The following is a 17,123-nucleotide window of genomic DNA, read 5'->3' on the forward strand; positions in this document are numbered from 1 at the left end:
ACTAGGATGTTCCCTTCAGGAATGCCAAACCGGCGGGTGCTCGCCCGTCCCGATGAGGGGCGCCGACGCCACCGGCCCATCCGGGTCTGAAGCCTGACCAGAGGAGTTTCGTGCCAACCTCGAATGTGCACACCAATCCGTTGCGAGACGATCGTGACAAGCGCCTCGTCCGAGTCGCTGCGCCGTCGGCGCTCGTCCTGTTCGGCGTCACCGGAGACCTGGCTCGCAAGAAGCTGCTGCCGGCCATGTACGACCTCGTCAATCGTGGTCTTCTGCCGCCCTCCTTCTCCCTCGTGGGATTCGGGCGTCGGCCGTGGAGCAAGACGGACTTCCAGGACTACGTGCGCGAGGCCGTGACCGCCAACGCCAGGACCGAGTTCCAGGAAGCCGTGTGGGAGCAGTTCGCCGAAGGCCTCCGCTTCGTGCAGGGCGAGTTCGACGACACGGAGGCCTACAGCAACCTGCAGGACGTGCTGCGTGAACTCGATCAGGAGCGCGGCACGAGCGGGAACCACGCGTTCTACCTCTCAATCCCGCCCAAGGCCTTCGAGGTCGTGTGTCACCAGCTGGCTGAGAACGGCCTGGCCGAGCACGAGAATGCTTCAGGTTGGCGTCGTGTGGTGATCGAGAAGCCCTTCGGCCACGACCTCGCTTCCGCGCAGGAACTCAACGAGATCGTGGAGTCCGTGTTCTCCCGGGACGCGATCTTCCGTATCGACCACTACCTGGGCAAGGAGACGGTGCAGAACATCCTGGCGTTGCGCTTTGCCAACACGATGTTCGAACCGCTGTGGAACGCCAACTACGTGGACCACGTGCAGATCACCATGGCCGAGGACATCGGCATCGGAACCCGCGCCGGGTACTACGACGGCGTTGGCGCGGCCCGGGACGTCATCCAGAACCACCTCCTGCAGCTGCTCGCCCTGACGGCGATGGAGGAGCCCTTCGACTTCACCGCACGGGCCCTGAGAGCAGAGAAGGCCAAGGTGCTGGACGCCGTCCAGCTTCCGGAGGATCTGGGGCAGGCCTCGGCCCTGGGCCAGTACCGGGGCGGCCTGCAGGGCGGTTTGGAGGTCCGATCCTTCTTCGAGGAGGACGACATCCCCGAGGACTCCCGCACGGAGACCTACGCCGCCCTGCGCCTCGAGGTCTACAACCGGCGGTGGGCGGGCGTCCCGTTCTACCTACGCGCCGGAAAGCGCCTGGGTCGCCGCGTCACGGAGATCGCCGTGGTCTTCAAGGACAGCCCAGACCGTTTGTTCCCGTTGCACGACACGGACGAGTTCGGCAACAACGCGATCGTGATCCGCATCCAGCCCGACGAGGGCGTGACCATCCGCTTCGCGTCCAAGGTGCCGGGCACTCAGTCCGAAATCCGGGACGTGACCATGGACTTCGGCTACGGGCACGCCTTCACCGAGTCATCGCCTGAAGCCTACGAGCGACTGATCCTCGACGTCCTGCTGGGCGAACCCCCGCTGTTCCCCCACCACGAAGAGGTCGAGCTGTCCTGGAAGATCCTCGACCCCTTCGAGGAGTACTGGGCCGAGAACCAGATCCAACCCGAAGGGTACGACCCCGGTTCCTGGGGTCCCGAGTCCGCGGACCGCCTGATGCAACGAGATGGAAGGACGTGGCGCCGGCCATGATCGTGACGCTTGAGAACACGACCACTTCCGACATCGACAAGCAGCTGCACCGACTTCGTGACGAAGGTGGTGTAGTCACCCTCGGTCGTGTGTTGACCCTGGTCATCATGGCGGAGGCCGGTCATTCGGAACGCGCCCTGGACGCCGCCGTCGTGGCCTCCCACGAGCACCCGTGCCGCATCATCATGCACGTGTCGCACTCGGCCTCGGAGGAGACTCGTCTGGATGCCCAGCTGAGGATCGGCGGCGACGCCGGAGCCTCCGAGGTCGTTGTCCTGCACGGGTACGGTGCATTGGCGGAACCCTCCGAAATGCTGGTTTCCGCCCTGCTGTTGCCAGACGCACCCATCGTGGCATGGTGGCCGCATCGGGTTCCGAACAAGCCGTCCGACTCCTCGATCGGCAAGATCGCGCACCGGCGCATCACGGACTCCTCCAACTCGGACGACGTCTGCGCCACCCTGGTGCACCTTGCCCAGCAGTACGCTCCCGGGGACACGGACATCTCTTGGACCCGTCTCACGCATTGGCGGGTGCAGCTCGCTGCGGCCCTGGACCAGGCTGAACCCGGGCCGGTCAAGGAGGTGGTGGTGACCGGCGCGGCCGATTCCTCCCGCGTGCACCTCCTCGGTGCGTGGCTGGGCGGGCGGCTCTCGGCTCCGGTGCGCTTCGAGCACCCTGGACAGAGTGAGCACGGGCTGAGCAGCGTGAGGTTGGTTCGCGACAACGGGGACATTGTGCTGGAACGGCCAGGTCATTCCTTGGCGCGTTTGACCCAGCCTGGCCAGCCTGATCAAAGGGTTGCAATCCCCCACCGTGAGCTCAGTACCTGCTTGGCGGAGGAACTCCGCCAGTTGGATCCTGACGAGGTCTACGGCGAGGTGTTGGCTTCCGCCGTGCACGTGCTCCCGTGCGGAGTCTGTGGTGAAGGCGTGACCTCCGAGTCGGAGGACTCCGCGGGAACGGACGCCGATTCCGCTGCCGCAACGCCGGAGACCAACCCGGCGTCATGACCCTGCTGGTCGAGACCGAGAGCACCGCGGATCTCCTGGCGGAGCACGTGGCCGCCCGCATCAATGAGGTCTTGGTCGAGGCACAGGAGCGTCGAGGCCGTGCGTCCGTCGTGCTCACGGGCGGCTCCATGGGCGTTTCCACGATCCGCGCCCTGGCCGGGGCGACCCGGACCGCGGAGTACGTTCCGGACTGGTCCGAGGTCGACATCTGGTGGGCCGACGAACAGTTCCTGCCCGAGGGGCACCCGGAACGCAACATCCAACAGGCGGCCGACGCTGCCGAACCATTTGCGTTGATGACCGAGCTGCCACCCGAGAACGTGCACGTGATCGGTGCCTCCGACCGGTTCGAGAACGCAGAGGCCGCCGCCGCGGACTACGTGGCTGAACTCGAGACGGCGGCACGCGCCGAGGGCAGCCCGACGGGCCTTCCGTGGTTCGACATCGCGTTGTTGGGTGTGGGTTCCGACGGGCACGTGGCCTCCATTTTCCCGCACCAAGCGGACGCTGCCATGCAGGAGGCGACCGTGATTGCCGTGTACGACTCCCCCGAGTCACCACCGACGCGTGTGTCCATGACGCTCCCCCTGATCTCGACCGCAGAGCACGTCTGGTTCGTCGCGTCCGGAAGTGAGAAGGCCGAGGCGATCGGGCGCCTCCTGGGTGGCACGCCGGACGAAGGGACGTCGGCCGAAGAGACCCAGGCCGGCGAGATGGTCGGCCGTGTCTCCACGGTGCTGTTCACGACGCCCGAGACGCTCTCCGCGGGGTCTCAAATCCACTGCGCGTAACTCCTCGACACCTGACGGGACTCGACGGCCCGTCGCACCACGAAAACCGGCGGGACCGGAACCACTGTAGGTTCCGGCCCCGCCGTTTCAACCCCTCACGGGGTCGGAAGAGAATGCTTGAAGTCCTGCGGCGAGCTCACAGCCCCGGCACGGCCGGGGTGGCGGGCGCAAACCGCATGGTCAGGGCATACCCGATGATGCACGCTGCCCACACCACGATCACCGTGGTGGTCAGACGAACCAGGTTCTTCTGCGCCACACCGGAGGTGTTGAGCGACTGCGTCATGCCGCCGCCGAACATGTCCGACAGGCCTCCACCCTTGCCCTTGTTCAGGAGGATGAGGACCACGGCCATCAAGCTGGTGATCACGATCGTGGCCAGCAGGATGTTTTGCAGAATCGTCATGGTTCATTGCCTCGCAGAATGCGTCGGAGGTTGTGACCTGGTTCAGTCCGTCACCAGGTGCTGCTCGAACTTCGCAATGTTAGCAAACTCCTCCGGATCCAGGCTGGCGCCGCCAACCAGGGCGCCGTCGACGTCCTTGCCCTTGAGGATCGCCCCGACGTTGCCGGACTTGACCGAGCCGCCGTAGAGCACCCGAACCTTGTCCGCGGTCTCCTGGCCGTACTGCTCGGCGAGGTCCTTGCGGATCGCGTCGGCCATTTCCTGCGCGTCCTCCGGTCCGGCGACTTCACCGGTGCCGATGGCCCACACGGGCTCGTAGGCCACGACGACATTGCCCACCTCCTCGGCGGCCAGGCCTTCGAGGGAGCCGCGCAGCTGCGCCAGCGTGAAGTTCACGTGCTCCCCGGCCTTGCGCGATTCGAGACCCTCACCGACGCACAGGACGGGCACCAGGTCGTGACGGAAGGCGGCCTGGATCTTGGCCAGGCACTGCTGGTCCGACTCACCGTGGATGGTACGCCGTTCCGAGTGGCCGACCAACACGTAGGTGCAGCCGAGCTTGTTCAGGAACTCGCCGGAGATGTCGCCCGTGTAGGCCCCGGAGTCCTGGTCGGACAGGTCCTGACCGCCGTAGACGACCTTGAGGTCGTCGCCGTCGACGATGGTCTGGACCGAGCGGATGTCCGTGAACGGCGGGAACACGGCGACCTCGACGCGCCCGAAGTCGTGCTTGGCGTCCTGGAGGGTCCAGGCGAGCTTCTGCAGCAGGGCCACGCCCTGCTGGTGGTCCATGTTCATCTTCCAGTTGCCCGCGATCAGCGGGGTGCGGTCGAACTGGCCGTTGGTCTGTGACGTCATGGGGGTGTTGCTCCTTCGTGAGACGGGAGAGACGTGCGGAAAAGGTGGGTTTCGGTCAGCCGATGACGGAGACGCCCGGCAGGTCCTTGCCTTCGATGAACTCCAGGGACGCGCCACCACCGGTGGAGATGTGCCCGAACTGGTCGTCGGAGAAGCCCAGGGTGCGCACGGCGGCAGCGGAGTCGCCGCCACCGATCACGGACATGCCCGAGCCGTTGGCCAGAGCTTCTGCGACTGCCTTGGTGCCACCGGCGAAGGCTTCCATCTCGAACACGCCTACCGGGCCGTTCCAGAAGATGGTCTTGGCCGCCGAGATCTCCTCCGCGAAGGACTTCGCGGAGTCGGGGCCGATGTCCAGGCCCATGCCGGATGCGCCCAGCTCGCCACCCTCGATGTCCTCGACCGGGCGGACCTCGTTCTTGGCGTCGGCCTTGAACTCGGCGGCGTAGACGACGTCGGTAGGCAGCACGATCTCGGTGCCTTCCGCCGGGGCCTTCTCCAGGTAGCCCTTCACGGTTTCAACCTGGTCATCCTCGACCAGAGACCCACCGATCGAGTAGCCCTGCGCCTTGAGGAACGTGAAGACCATTCCGCCGCCGATCAGCAGCTTGTCGGCCTTGCCGATCAGGTTCTCGATGACCGCGAGCTTGTCGGAGACCTTGGAGCCACCCATGACCACGATGAACGGACGCTCGGGGTTGGAGATGACCTTGGTCAGAACGTCCACCTCGGTCTTGACCAGATCCCCCAGGTAGGCGGGCAGGATCTTGGCGACGTCGTACACGGACGCGTGCTTGCGGTGGACGGCGCCGAAGGCATCACCCACGAATGCACCGTTCGAACCGGTGAGTGCAGCGAGTTCCTTGGCGAGTTCGGTGCGCTCCTCCTCGACCTTCGAGGTCTCCCGCGCATCGAAGCGCACGTTCTCCACGACCAGGACCTGTCCGTCGGTCAGGGCAGCGGCCTTGGCCTGGGCGTCGGGGCCGGTGACGTCCGTGGCGGTCACGACGTCGAGGTCGGAGAGCTCGGCGAGCTTCGCCGCGGCGGGTGCGATCGAGTACTTGGGGTTCGGCTCACCCTTGGGACGCCCGAGGTGAGCGGTGACGATCACGCGCGCTCCGGCGTCGGAGAGCTTCTGGATCACGGGCAGCGAGGCGCGGACACGGCCGTCGTCGGTGACGGTGGATCCGTCGAGCGGAACGTTGAGGTCGGAACGCACCAGGACGGTACGGCCGGCAACACCTTCGTTGAGGAGATCGTCCAGAGACTTGGCCATGGGAGCAGATCCTTTCGATGGGGACTCACTGGTGCCAGTGGGCCGTGCCCGGTTCGCGAGGCGGGAGCTCGCGGTGGGCGATGGGTGGGGTGAGTAAAGCCGGTGGATACGACTGACGCGCGGGGTGCGCACAGCGGTGCTGCGCACACCCCGCGCGTCAGTCGTGGGTGTCACCGTGAATCACGGGCCGCATTCGGGGTCAGTACCCCTCCGGCCGGATTCGACGGCGACGGAACCGCGGGATCAGAACTTGGATGCGACGTAGTTGACCAGGGAGACCAAGCGGGAGGTGTAGCCCCACTCGTTGTCGTACCAGGCGATGACCTTGACCTGGTTGTCGATGACCTTGGTCAGCGGTGCGTCGAAGACGGTCGAGACCGGGTAGCCCTCGATGTCCTTGGAGACGATCGGGTCCTCGGTGTACTCGATGATGCCCTTCATGTCGCCCTCGGCAGCTTCCTTGAGTGCCGCGTTGACGGACTCGACGGAAACTTCCTGCTCGGCCTCGAAGGTCAGGTCGACCATGGAACCGGTCGGGGTGGGGACGCGGACGGCGAATCCGTCCAGCTTGCCCTTGAGTTCGGGGAGCACCAGGCCGACGGCGGCTGCGGCACCCGTGGTGGTCGGGACCATGTTGAGGGCCGCGGCGCGCGAACGACGGAGGTCGCTGTGCGGGGCGTCCTGCAGGCGCTGATCGGCGGTGTACGCGTGGATGGTGGTCATCAGACCGGCCTTGATGCCGAACTTGTCGTTGAGCACCTTGGCCAGCGGGGCCAGGCAGTTGGTGGTGCAGGAGGCGCCGGAGATCAGGTTCATGCTCGCGGCGTCGTAGTCCTTCTCGTTCACGCCGTACACGAACGTTCCGTCAACCTCCTTGCCGGGGGCGGAGAGGATGACCTTCTTGGCGCCGGCGTCGAGGTGAGCCTGCATCTGCGGGCCCTTGGCGAAGCGACCGGTGGACTCGATCACGATGTCCACACCCAGATCGCCCCAGGGCAGCTTGGTGGGGTCGGGCTCGGCCAGGAACTTGACTTCCTTGCCGTCCACGGTCATGGCGTCGCCGTTGAGGGCGACCTCGCCCGGGTAGCGGCCGTTGATGGAGTCGTACTTGAGCAGGTGAACCAGGGTCTCCGGATCGGTGAGGTCGTTCACCGCCACGATCTCGATGCCTTCGCCCTGCTGCTGCACGGCGCGGAAGAAGCTGCGTCCGATGCGGCCGAAACCGTTAATGCCAACCTTGATGGTCACTTCGATCGATCTCCTATGTCTTCGGTGACGTCGTTCGACAAGTGCGTTGCCAGTCTGCCCGGCACGCCATGTGAACGACACCTGATGGTCGGAAGTTGCCGTGTTGTTTCGTGAGGGATCGCAACTGATCGTCCATCCCCCGTCCGGTGACCCCGTGGGTTGCCCGGACCGTCACAACCTGCAACTCACCGCTGGGAACTAGTCTAAACGGAGGATGGGCAGTGCGCCAGAGAAACGCGAGGTTACACAGAATGAACTCGGCAAAACACAACCAAACCCACATGGTCGCACTGTTTCCGAGAAGTGTGTTCGCTCTCAGCGGGCACCTGGGCGGGTCAGTTGCGGGGAAGCATGTCGGTCGAGACATTCGCCTCTGTCCCGGGGACGCCCAGTTCCTCGGCGCGGCGATCGGCCATGGCCAGCAAACGGCGGATCCGGCCCGCGATCGCATCCTTGGTCAGGATGGGATCGGAGAGGCGGCCGAGTTCGTCCAAGCTGGCCTGCTTGTTGGCCAGTCGCAGTTCGCCGGCGGCGCGTAGGTGATCCGGCACGTCGTCACCCAACAGTTCCAACGCGCGTTCGACCCGAGCCCCGGCGGCCACCGCGGCCTGCGCTGATCGACGCAGGTTCGCGTCGTCGAAGTTCGCCAGCCGGTTGGCCGTCGCGCGGACCTCCTTGCGCATACGGCGGTCCTCCCAGGTCAGGAGAGTCTCGTGTGCGCCCATGCGGGTGAGAAGGGTTGCGATCGCGTCGCCGTCGCGGATCACCACGCGATCGCCGCCGCGGACCTCCCGGGCCTTGGCAATGACGTCCAACCGTCTGGCTGCACCCACCAGCGCCAGGGCAGCCTCCGGGCCCGGGCAGGTGAATTCCATGGCGGCCGAGCGGCCCGGTTCGGTCAGGGAGCCGTGGGAGAGGAAAGCCCCGCGCAGAACGGCCTCGGCGTCCCCGATGGTGCCGTTGACCACGATCGGCGGCAGGCCACGGACCGGGCGTCCGTGGGAATCGAGCAAACCGGTACGGCGCGCCAGGGCCTCGCCGTCGCGCACCACACGCAGGACGTAGTGGTTACCGCGCCGCAACCCTCCCCCGCTGATGACGCCGAGTTCACACACGTGGCCGAACTCTTCGATGATCGTTGCCCGCAGCCGCCGCGCCACGGCCGCGGAGTCGAGTTCGACTTCGACCACGATCCGGCCCGAAACGATGTGGAGGCCGCCGCAGAACCGCAGAACCGTCGAGAGTTCAGCTCGACGCTCGGAGGCCTTCTTGGTCTCCAGCCGGGCAAGCTCATCCTTGACCGATGCCGTCAGGGACATCTGCATCCTTTCCGCAAGGTGTTCGCGTGCGTTCCACGGGGTTGGAACATGCTCGAGTGGAGCATGACTGAACCCCATCGGATGCTGAACAGGGTACCCCGACGTGCTCGCGGGCGTTTTTAGACGGAACCCAGCACTTCCTGGTATGCGGCGGCCAGCTTGAAGGACGAATGCACCCGTTCGCCTCTGGCACGGCGCAGGTCGGCGAAGTGTACGGAGGCGCCCATCCGGGAGGCGACGGCCTCCAGATGGCTCTGGTCCTCGACCGCTGAGGGATCAGCAATCACCGAATCGATCCGGAGGTTCGGCGCGTGTTCGTGCAGGACCTCGAGCTCCTGGGCGCTGGTCTTTCCCTCGGTCTCCGTGTCCCGGGAAAGATTCATGGTGATGACTCGCTGGCCCTCCGTGGTTTCCAGGGCCTGACGCAGTTCGGGCAGCAGCAGATGAGGCAGAACCGAGGTGTGCCACGAGCCCGGTCCGAGAATGACCGCGTCGGCTGCCTCGACGGCGTCCAGGGCCTGCTTGCACACCACCGCTCCCGGCGGCTTGAGCCGGACGTTGCGGACGTAGGGTTCCTTGGCCAGGGCCACCTGCCCGCTGACCGTGCGGAATCCCTGATCGACGGAGTCGTCGGCCACGTCCCCTTCGATGACGAGCGGGGTGACGGACATGGGAAGGACCTGGCCCTGGGCGCCCAGCAGGGCGCCGGCCCACCGCAGGCCCGCGACCGGATCCCCCAACAATTCCCACAGGGTCACGATCAGAAGGTTCCCCAGTGCGTGCCCGTCCAACGACGACGGCCGGTGCGGCAAGGAACCGAACCGGTGCTGCATGACGTCACGCCAGGTCAGCCCCCAGTCCGAGTCGTCACACAGGGCCGACAGTGCCATTCTCAGATCCCCCGGCGGCAGCACGGCGAGCTCCTCGCGCAGGCGGCCGGAGGACCCGCCGTCGTCGGCCACGGTCACGACGGCGGTCAGGTGGTTCGTCAGGAGTCGCAGGGCCGAGAGCGAGGCCGAGAGCCCGTGTCCGCCGCCCAGGGCGACCACGGCCTTTCCGGAGCTCCGCCGAGGTCTGGCAGGTGCGTCGTCGTTCGAACCCCGTGATTGGTCCTGGCGACCCGCGAAGGGTCCGGGCGGAAGGTCCGGTCGCATCGGCCCGCCCGCAGCCGGAAAGCCTGTGGGAGCCCCCGAAACCGGGGACGGTCGGTGTTGGTCGGTCATGTCAGTCCCGCGTCACTCGCGCCCGATGTCCCGGTGCTCCACGTTGACGGTCACGCGTGGGAACTTGGAGAGGCGCCGTGCCACGTCCTCGGTCACGGCCACCGACCGGTGCTTGCCCCCCGTGCAGCCGATAGCGATGGTGGCGTAGTGCTTGTTCTCCGTCCGGTAGCCCTCGAAGACGGGCTCCAACATGGACGTGAAGCGCTCCACGAAGGTGCGCGCCCCGTCCTCCTTGAACACGTAGTCGCGGACTTCGATGTCCTTGCCCGTCCTGGGACGCAACGCCGGAACCCAGTGGGGGTTCGGAATGAAGCGAACGTCGGCAACGTAGTTCGCGTCGGCCGGTACGCCGTACTTGAAACCGAAACTCATCACCGTCAGGCGTAGGACAACAGGCCCGTCGGTGGTGTAGAGATCCGCGACGGCCTTGGACAATGCGTGCACGTTGTAGGACGAGGTGTCCAACACGATGTCCGCGGATTCCTTGAGGTCCTTGAGCAGTCCCCGTTCCGCGGCAATTCCGTCCAAGATCCGTCCGCCAGCCTGCAGCGGGTGGGGACGACGCTGGTGCTCGTAGCGCGCCACCAGCACCTCGTCGGAGGCGTCCAGGAACAACACGGAGAAGTCCACGCCGCTGGCCTCCATGGCGGCCAAGGTCTCCTTCATGTCGTTGAACAACGCCTTGCCGCGCACGTCGATGACGACGGCCAGACGCGGAATCGCCTCGGGAGTCCGGGACACCAGGTCCGCGAGGGTCTGCAGCATCTGGGGTGGCAGGTTGTCCACCACGTACCAACCCTGGTCTTCGAGGGCGTTGGCTGCCGTGGACCGGCCCGCTCCCGACATGCCCGTGACCACGAGCAGTTCTGACTTGCGTTCCGGCTGGGGGACGTTGTCACCACCGCGGGGCGGTTCGGCGGACTGGAGGCGCGAGAACGGGTCGTCGTGCGTGGGTGGCTGCGTCATCTCTGTCTCTCGGCCGATCACTCGTGGAACGCGATCGGGGCGCCCGAACAGTCGCGCCGATCTTGCTTCAAGCCTATCGGGCGGGGTGGCCTAGTCGAGGATTTCCCCGGTGGCCGTATTGACGGTGAGTCCCCCGGTGGGGTCATCCTGCCCGGTCGTGGCGGCTGGTTCCTGCAGTGCCGCCGCCACCTTGGCAGCCAGGGCTGCACCGAACCCCGGAACTTCCTGGATCTCTTCGACGCGGGCCGCGCGGAGCTTCTTGGCGGACCCGAAGTGCTTGAGCAGCGCCTTCTGTTTGGCCGGCCCGACGCCCGGGAGGTCGTCGAGCACCGAGGAGATCATGGAGCGACCGCGTTTGGCCCGGTGGAACGTGATGGCGAACCGGTGCGCTTCATCGCGGATCCGCTGCATCAGGTACAGCGCTTCGGAGGCCCGTGGCAGGATCACGGGGAACTCGTCATCCGGCAGCCAGACCTCTTCCAGGCGCTTGGCCAACCCGACCACCGCGACGTCCACGACTCCCAGGTCCTCCAGGGCCCGGGCAGCCGCGGCCACCTGGGGCGGTCCGCCATCGACGACGACGAGGTTGGGCGGGTACGCGAACCGCTTGCGTGCCGCGGGGTCGGCGTCCAGGTCCTCCGGCGACAGGGCCCCGGTCCGTGTACCGGCTTCGGCCGTCTCGGCCTGCTGCGCCAGGTGGCGGCTGAACCGTCGATGGATGACGTCGTACATGGACGCGGTGTCATCGCGAGCCGCGTCCCCCGTGATCGAGAACTTCCGGTACTCGGACTTACGTGCCAACCCGTCCTCGAACACCACCATGGACGCCACAACGTCCGTGCCCTGGACGTGGGAGATGTCGTAGCACTCGATCCGCATGAGGGCTTCGGGAAGGTCCAACGCCTCCTGCAGCTGTTGCAATGAGGCCGAACGCGTGGTGATGTCACCGGCCCGCCGGGACTTGTGGAGGGCGAGGGCCTGGCGGGCGTTCTCCCGCACCGTTTCCATGAGCTGGGCCTTCTCACCGCGCTGCGGAAGGCCGATCGACACCCGGGACCCGCGCAGCCCGCTGAGCCAGTCCTCGAGCTGGTCGGCGTTCTCGACGGGTTCGGAGACCAGCACACTGCGGGGCACCTGGTTCTCACGGTAGGTCAGTTCCTCGGACCAAGGCCGGTGGTGGGAGCCGCGCTCCTCGCGACGCGCGTGGGCGCGCAGTTCGTCACCGGAGGCCCCGTCGGCGGTGCGTTCTCCGTAGACCTGTTGAAGCAACGCTTCGAGCAGGTGGGCGCCGTCGGTCTCCTCGACCTTCTCCGTGACCCACCCGCGTTGGCCGCGAATACGACCGCCGCGGACGTGGAAGACCTGGACGGCTGCTTCGAGTTCGTCGTCGGCCAGGGCGAAGAAGTCGGCGTCCACGGCGTCCGAGAGCACGACGGCGTTGCGTTCGAAGGCCTTGCGCAAAGCCTCCACATCGTCACGGCGCGCGGCGGCAGTCTCGAAGTCCTGCACCGCGGCCGCAGCGCGCATCCGGTCCTCGAGCTCCTTGATGAACGGTTCCGGGTGCCCGGACATGAAGCGACACAGGTCATCGGCCAGGGCTCGGTGGTCCTCGACGGAGATCTCCCCCACGCACGGCGCCGAGCACTTTCCGATGTAACCCAGCAGGCACGGGCGCCCCGACCGCTCGGCCCTCCGGTAGACACCGGGGGCGCAGGAGCGCACGGGGAACACACGTAGGACGGCGTCCAGGGTCTCGCGGATGGCCCATGCCTGCGAATAGGGACCGAAGTACCGGGTCCCCTTCTTCTTGGTGCCGCGGGTGACCAATGCGCGGGGCACGTCCTCGCCCATGGTCACTGCGAGGTACGGGTAGGACTTGTCGTCCCGGTAGTCGATGTTGAAACGCGGTTGGAACTGCTTGATCCACGTGTACTCGAGCTGCAGGGACTCCAGTTCGGAGCCGACAACCACCCATTCCACACCCGCGGCGGTCGTGACCATGGTGCGCGTCTTGGGCGCCAGCGTGTGCAGTGGCGCGAAATAGGAGGAGACCCGGTTCCGCAGGTTCTTGGCCTTGCCCACGTAGATCACGCGCCCCGCGGCGTCCCGGAAACGATAGACCCCGGGATCCGTGGGGATCTCCCCGCGTGCGGGGCGGTAGATCGACGGGTCAGCCACGGGCGGCGTCTCGCTCCACCGACGGCGGGACGTTGTAACCGTCCGCGCGTTCCTGGCCGGAGAGTGCGGCGATCGCGTCCATGACCCGGTCCACCACCTCGCGTCGTTGAGCCCCGGTCTGACGCCCGTCGACCCGCTGGACCTCGAGCGGCGTGCCGATGTGCAACTCGAACTTGCGGGGCCGGATGATCCGGGACCCGGGCTTCTGGAGCCGTTCGGTCCCCTTGAGCGCGACGGGGACGACGGGCGCTCCCGTGGACAGGGCAGAAAAGGCCACCCCGGTGCGGCCACGGTACAGGCGACCGTCACGGGAACGGGTGCCTTCCGGGAACACGCCGAACACGCCGCCTTGACCCAACAGTTTCAGCGCAGGTTCCAGCGCCGCGACGGATTCCGACTGCCGGGACCGGTCGACGGGGATCAGCCCGAGGACGTCGTAGACGAAGGTCATCACCTTGCCCTTGATCCCGGGCGCATTCGCCAGGGAGGCCTTGGTGATGAATCCGACCCTCCGCGGCATGAGCGCGGAGAGGATGATCCCGTCCAGGAAGGACAGATGGTTGGAGGCCACGATCACCGGGCCGGTGGCCGGGAAATTTTCCTCCCCCGTGATCACCGGGCGGCAGGTGACGCGAAACAGGGTGGCGACCGCTTCCTGTGCCAGCCGGTAGAGCTTCACCGTGCCCCCTCGAAAATCTCCTTGAGGAACATGCCCGTGTGGCTGGCGGGATTCTGTGCCACGTCCTCCGGCGTTCCTTCCGCGACCACCAGGCCACCGCCCGATCCGCCGTCGGGGCCCATGTCGATGACCCAGTCGGCCGTCTTGATGACGTCCAGGTTGTGTTCGATCGTCATCACGGAGTTCCCCTTGTCCACCAGACCCTGCAGAACCTTCAACAGTTTGTTGATGTCCTCGAAGTGCAGTCCCGTGGTGGGTTCGTCGAGGACGTAGATGGTGTCGCCGTGAGAGCGCCGTTGGAGTTCCGCCGCGAGCTTGACCCGCTGGGCCTCTCCCCCGGACAGCGTGGTCGCGGGCTGGCCGAGCCGGACGTACCCGAGACCGACGTCGACCAGGGTGTCGAGGTGACGGGCGATGGCCGTGTAGGCCGAGAAGAACTCGGCGGCCTCCTCGATCGGCATGTCGAGGACCTCGGCGATGGACTTGCCCTTGTAGTGCACGTCCAGGGTCTCGCGGTTGTACCGGGCACCCTTGCAGACTTCACAGGGAACGTAGACGTCCGGCAGGAAGTTCATCTCGATCTTCAGGGTGCCGTCGCCGGAGCAGGCCTCGCAGCGGCCACCCTTGACGTTGAACGAGAACCGCCCCGGCTGGTAGCCCCGGATCTTCGCCTCGGGAGTGTCCGCGAAGAGCTTGCGGATCCGGTCGAACACGCCGGAGTAGGTGGCGGGATTGGACCGGGGGGTTCGGCCGATGGGCGACTGGTCCACGTGCACGATCTTCTTGAGCTGCTCCACGCCCTCGATGCGCTTGTGCCTGCCCGGGACCTGCTTGGCGCCGTTGAGTTCGTTGGCGAGCTTCGTGTAGAGGATCTCGTTGACCAGCGACGACTTTCCGGAGCCGGACACACCGGTCACCGCCGTGAACACTCCCAGGGGGAAGGTCACGTCGATGTTCTGGAGGTTGTTCTCCTGGGCCCCCACGACGCGCAGGACTCGCTCGGGGTCCACGGGTCGCCGGGTGGCCGGGACGTCGATCGCCTTGCGGCCGGACAGGTAGTCGGAGGTGATCGAGTCCTTGTTGGCCAGCAGCTCCTGGTACCCGCCGGAATGCACCACCCGGCCACCGCGCTCACCGGCGCCGGGGCCGACGTCGACGATCCAGTCCGCCTCGCGGATGGTGTCCTCGTCGTGCTCGACGACGATCAGGGTGTTCCCCATGTCTCTGAGCTTGGTCAACGTCTGGATCAGACGCCTGTTGTCACGCTGGTGCAACCCGATCGACGGCTCGTCCAGGACGTAGAGGACGCCCACCAGACCAGCCCCGATCTGGGTGGCCAGTCGGATGCGCTGGGCTTCACCGCCGGAAAGGGTCGCGGAGGCCCGTTCCAGATTCAGGTAGTCGAGCCCGACGTCCAGGAGGAAGGTCAGCCGCGCTTCGATCTCCTTGAGCACCTGCTCCGCGATGCGCGTTTCGCGTTCGGTCAGTTCGAGGCCCTGAAAGAAGGCCAGGGACTCCCGCATGGGCAGAGCCGTGGCCTGGGCGATCGACAGCCCGCCGACGGTCACCCCCAGCATGGTCGGGTTCAGCCGTTGTCCCTGGCAGGCCGGACAAGGCACCTGCCGCATGTACTGCTCGTAGCGGTCCTTGGCGTTCTCGGACTCGGTCTCCTCGTGCTTGCGGCGGATGTAGGTGTAGACACCTTCGAAGCCCTGGGTGTACCGGCGCTCCCGGCCCCACCGGTTCCGGTAGGAGACGGTGACCTTGTAGTCCTTGCCTTCCAGCAGGGCCTTTCGTCCCGCCGCGGGGAGGTCCTTCCAAGGGGTCACCAGGTCGAAGTCGAGTTCCTCGCCGAGCCCCGCCATGAGCCGGTTCCAGTAATCGCTCGTGGACTTGCCGAGAGACCAGGGCTGGATCGCACCCTCCACCAGACTCAGGTCGGGATCCGGGACCACCAGGTGCTCGTCCACCTCGAGGCGGGTGCCGATGCCGTCGCATTCGGGGCACGCGCCGAAGGGAGCGTTGAAGGAGAAGGCGCGCGGTTCGATCTCGTCGGTGCCCAAGGGGTGTTCGTTGGGGCAGGCGAGGTTCTCGGAGAAGGTCTGTCGTTGGTCGATGCCCTCCGGGGCGTCCTCGCCGTCGCGCAGCACGAGCTCTACCACCACCCGACCATCGGCCAGGCCGAGCGCGGTCTCGATGGAATCCGTCAGGCGGCGTTCCATCCCGTCCTTGATGACCAGACGGTCCACGACGACGTCGATGTCGTGTTTGTACTGCTTCTTGAGCTTGGGCGGGTCGTCCAGGGTCACCTGCTCACCGTCGACGACGGCACGGGAGTACCCCTGCTGTGTCAGGCTCGCGAAAAGGTCGGCGAATTCACCCTTCCGGCGCCGCACCACGGGTGCCAGCACCTGGAACCGGGTCCTTTCCGGCATGGTCAGCAGACGGTCCACGATCTGTTGCGGGGTCTGCTTGGTGATGGGCTCCCCGCACACGGGACAGTGGGGATGCCCGATCCGCGCCCACAGCAGGCGCATGTAGTCGTAGATCTCCGTGATGGTGCCCACCGTGGAGCGGGGGTTCTTGGAGGTCGACTTCTGATCGATCGACACGGCCGGAGACAGGCCTTCGATGAAGTCCACGTCCGGTTTGTCCACGCGTCCCAGGAACATGCGCGCGTAGGAGGACAGGGACTCGACGTACCGGCGCTGTCCCTCCGCGAAGATGGTGTCGAATGCCAGGGAGGACTTGCCGGAACCGGAAAGCCCGGTGAAGACCACCATGGCGTCACGCGGGATGGTGAGGTCGACGTCGTGAAGGTTGTGTTCACGGGCGCCCTGCACGACGATCTCGGTCAGATCGGTGGGGGCTGTCGCTTGTGCTTCAGGCACGGTGAGCATGGGGGCAAGACTCTGTTCGGGCACGCCGTGCAGTTTATCGCCCGGCTCCGACAGCCTGGCTCACGTGCGCCCCGGGAAAAGTGCCCGCGGTCCAGTTGACGGGGCTGTTCACCGCCGTCGTTCGCTAGATGCGATCACGCCTGTAGGCCAGGACCAGCCAGGCGATGTTGGTCACCACACCGGCCAGGGGCACTACCCCCAGCCTCCAGTTCCACAGGAGCCCGGTGGCCGCCGACAGCGCGAAGACCACCGCGCCCAGGACGCACAGGCCCGCCATGAAGTGCAGCAGGAACGGCACCTTCTTCCACCACAGCGCCAACGGGATTCCGTAGAGCAGGCCGAGCCCGCCGATCGTCGACCAGCCGGGGCCCGGAGTGAGCTCGAAACCGAGTGACGGGTCAGAGGCAACGGCCTTCACCTCCGGATCGTGTGTCTGCACCCAAATGGTGGCCAGCAGGAGCACGTAGGACCCGACGGTCAGCAGAAGCAATCGACCGGGGCGCTTGCGTTCCCACGTCTGATCCGCGGGGGGAAGGAATCCGGGCATGATGACTGGATACCACGATGAGGTCACGAGCGGGTGACCCAAGGTGAACGAAGCCTGCTAACAGTCT

General features: G+C 66.4%; 14 protein-coding genes. 3 read left to right on the top strand and 11 right to left on the bottom strand.

Annotation, left to right across the window (positions count from 1 at the left end; all coding sequences use genetic code 11):
• Nucleotides 1–110 precede the first annotated feature (110 nt).
• Genes zwf through pgl form a run of 3 tightly spaced genes read left to right on the top strand, consistent with a single transcriptional unit; the run spans nucleotide 111 to nucleotide 3,456 of the window.
• The gene (zwf, locus tag EDL96_RS05555; protein WP_123824800.1) at nucleotides 111–1,652 is read left to right on the top strand and encodes a glucose-6-phosphate dehydrogenase; all 1,542 of its coding nucleotides are present in this window, start codon (nucleotides 111–113) and stop codon (nucleotides 1,650–1,652) included.
• The gene (locus EDL96_RS05560; RefSeq protein WP_123824801.1) at nucleotides 1,649–2,665 is read left to right on the top strand and encodes a glucose-6-phosphate dehydrogenase assembly protein OpcA; all 1,017 of its coding nucleotides are present in this window, start codon (nucleotides 1,649–1,651) and stop codon (nucleotides 2,663–2,665) included. The genes zwf and EDL96_RS05560 overlap by 4 nt, the downstream gene beginning before the upstream one ends.
• On the top strand, nucleotides 2,662–3,456 hold the full coding sequence (pgl, locus tag EDL96_RS05565) for a 6-phosphogluconolactonase (protein WP_123824802.1): 795 nt from the start codon (nucleotides 2,662–2,664) through the stop codon (nucleotides 3,454–3,456). Before EDL96_RS05560 ends, pgl begins: the two co-directional genes overlap by 4 nt.
• Before the next feature lie 136 nt (nucleotides 3,457–3,592).
• On the opposite strand, the gene secG is transcribed toward pgl, so the two are convergent.
• From secG to EDL96_RS05620, 11 genes are all read right to left on the bottom strand, one after another.
• A complete protein-coding gene (gene secG / locus EDL96_RS05570) occupies nucleotides 3,593–3,862 on the bottom strand; it encodes a preprotein translocase subunit SecG (RefSeq protein WP_123824803.1) in 270 nt (89 codons plus the stop codon).
• A 42-nt stretch (nucleotides 3,863–3,904) separates the two neighbouring features.
• Entirely contained in the window at nucleotides 3,905–4,720 is an 816-nt protein-coding gene (gene tpiA, locus EDL96_RS05575) for a triose-phosphate isomerase (RefSeq protein ID WP_123824804.1), read from the bottom strand.
• 55 nt (nucleotides 4,721–4,775) lie between these two features.
• Entirely contained in the window at nucleotides 4,776–5,996 is a 1,221-nt protein-coding gene (locus EDL96_RS05580) for a phosphoglycerate kinase (RefSeq protein ID WP_123824805.1), read from the bottom strand.
• Between the two features lie 243 nt (nucleotides 5,997–6,239).
• The gene (gene gap, locus EDL96_RS05585) at nucleotides 6,240–7,244 is read right to left on the bottom strand and encodes a type I glyceraldehyde-3-phosphate dehydrogenase (RefSeq protein WP_123824806.1); all 1,005 of its coding nucleotides are present in this window, start codon (nucleotides 7,242–7,244) and stop codon (nucleotides 6,240–6,242) included.
• Between the two features lie 335 nt (nucleotides 7,245–7,579).
• Nucleotides 7,580–8,563: a DNA-binding protein WhiA gene (gene whiA / locus EDL96_RS05590; protein ID WP_123824807.1), complete on the bottom strand. Its 984-nt coding sequence runs from the start codon at nucleotides 8,561–8,563 to the stop codon at nucleotides 7,580–7,582.
• Between the two features lie 119 nt (nucleotides 8,564–8,682).
• The gene (locus EDL96_RS05595; protein WP_199732539.1) at nucleotides 8,683–9,717 is read right to left on the bottom strand and encodes a gluconeogenesis factor YvcK family protein; all 1,035 of its coding nucleotides are present in this window, start codon (nucleotides 9,715–9,717) and stop codon (nucleotides 8,683–8,685) included.
• A gap of 81 nt (nucleotides 9,718–9,798) precedes the next feature.
• Nucleotides 9,799–10,752: an RNase adapter RapZ gene (gene rapZ, locus EDL96_RS05600; RefSeq protein ID WP_123824809.1), complete on the bottom strand. Its 954-nt coding sequence runs from the start codon at nucleotides 10,750–10,752 to the stop codon at nucleotides 9,799–9,801.
• Nucleotides 10,753–10,842: 90 nt separating this feature from the next.
• On the bottom strand, nucleotides 10,843–12,930 hold the full coding sequence (gene uvrC, locus EDL96_RS05605) for an excinuclease ABC subunit UvrC (protein WP_123824810.1): 2,088 nt from the start codon (nucleotides 12,928–12,930) through the stop codon (nucleotides 10,843–10,845).
• Nucleotides 12,923–13,609, bottom strand: coding sequence for a lysophospholipid acyltransferase family protein (locus tag EDL96_RS05610; protein ID WP_123824811.1), 687 nt, complete (start codon nucleotides 13,607–13,609; stop codon nucleotides 12,923–12,925). Before EDL96_RS05610 ends, uvrC begins: the two co-directional genes overlap by 8 nt.
• Nucleotides 13,606–16,509, bottom strand: coding sequence for an excinuclease ABC subunit UvrA (uvrA, locus tag EDL96_RS05615; RefSeq protein ID WP_123824855.1), 2,904 nt, complete (start codon nucleotides 16,507–16,509; stop codon nucleotides 13,606–13,608). Before uvrA ends, EDL96_RS05610 begins: the two co-directional genes overlap by 4 nt.
• Nucleotides 16,510–16,633: 124 nt before the next feature.
• Entirely contained in the window at nucleotides 16,634–17,056 is a 423-nt protein-coding gene (locus EDL96_RS05620; RefSeq protein ID WP_123824812.1) for a hypothetical protein, read from the bottom strand.
• Nucleotides 17,057–17,123: the final 67 nt, after the last annotated feature.

Origin of the sequence: Kocuria soli (genome assembly GCF_003797835.1) — a bacterium.
In the GTDB taxonomy this organism is placed as follows: domain Bacteria; phylum Actinomycetota; class Actinomycetes; order Actinomycetales; family Micrococcaceae; genus Kocuria; species Kocuria soli.

Coding starts and splice junctions, on each gene's coding strand:
- EDL96_RS05560 (WP_123824801.1), top strand. CDS start 1,649: ATGATCGTGACGCTTGAGAACACGACCACTTCCGACATCGACAAGCAG.
- uvrA (WP_123824855.1), bottom strand. CDS start 16,509: ATGCTCACCGTGCCTGAAGCACAAGCGACAGCCCCCACCGATCTGACC.
- tpiA (WP_123824804.1), bottom strand. CDS start 4,720: ATGACGTCACAGACCAACGGCCAGTTCGACCGCACCCCGCTGATCGCG.
- rapZ (WP_123824809.1), bottom strand. CDS start 10,752: ATGACGCAGCCACCCACGCACGACGACCCGTTCTCGCGCCTCCAGTCC.
- secG (WP_123824803.1), bottom strand. CDS start 3,862: ATGACGATTCTGCAAAACATCCTGCTGGCCACGATCGTGATCACCAGC.
- pgl (WP_123824802.1), top strand. CDS start 2,662: ATGACCCTGCTGGTCGAGACCGAGAGCACCGCGGATCTCCTGGCGGAG.
- EDL96_RS05580 (WP_123824805.1), bottom strand. CDS start 5,996: ATGGCCAAGTCTCTGGACGATCTCCTCAACGAAGGTGTTGCCGGCCGT.
- EDL96_RS05595 (WP_199732539.1), bottom strand. CDS start 9,717: ATGCGACCGGACCTTCCGCCCGGACCCTTCGCGGGTCGCCAGGACCAA.
- EDL96_RS05620 (WP_123824812.1), bottom strand. CDS start 17,056: ATGCCCGGATTCCTTCCCCCCGCGGATCAGACGTGGGAACGCAAGCGC.
- whiA (WP_123824807.1), bottom strand. CDS start 8,563: ATGTCCCTGACGGCATCGGTCAAGGATGAGCTTGCCCGGCTGGAGACC.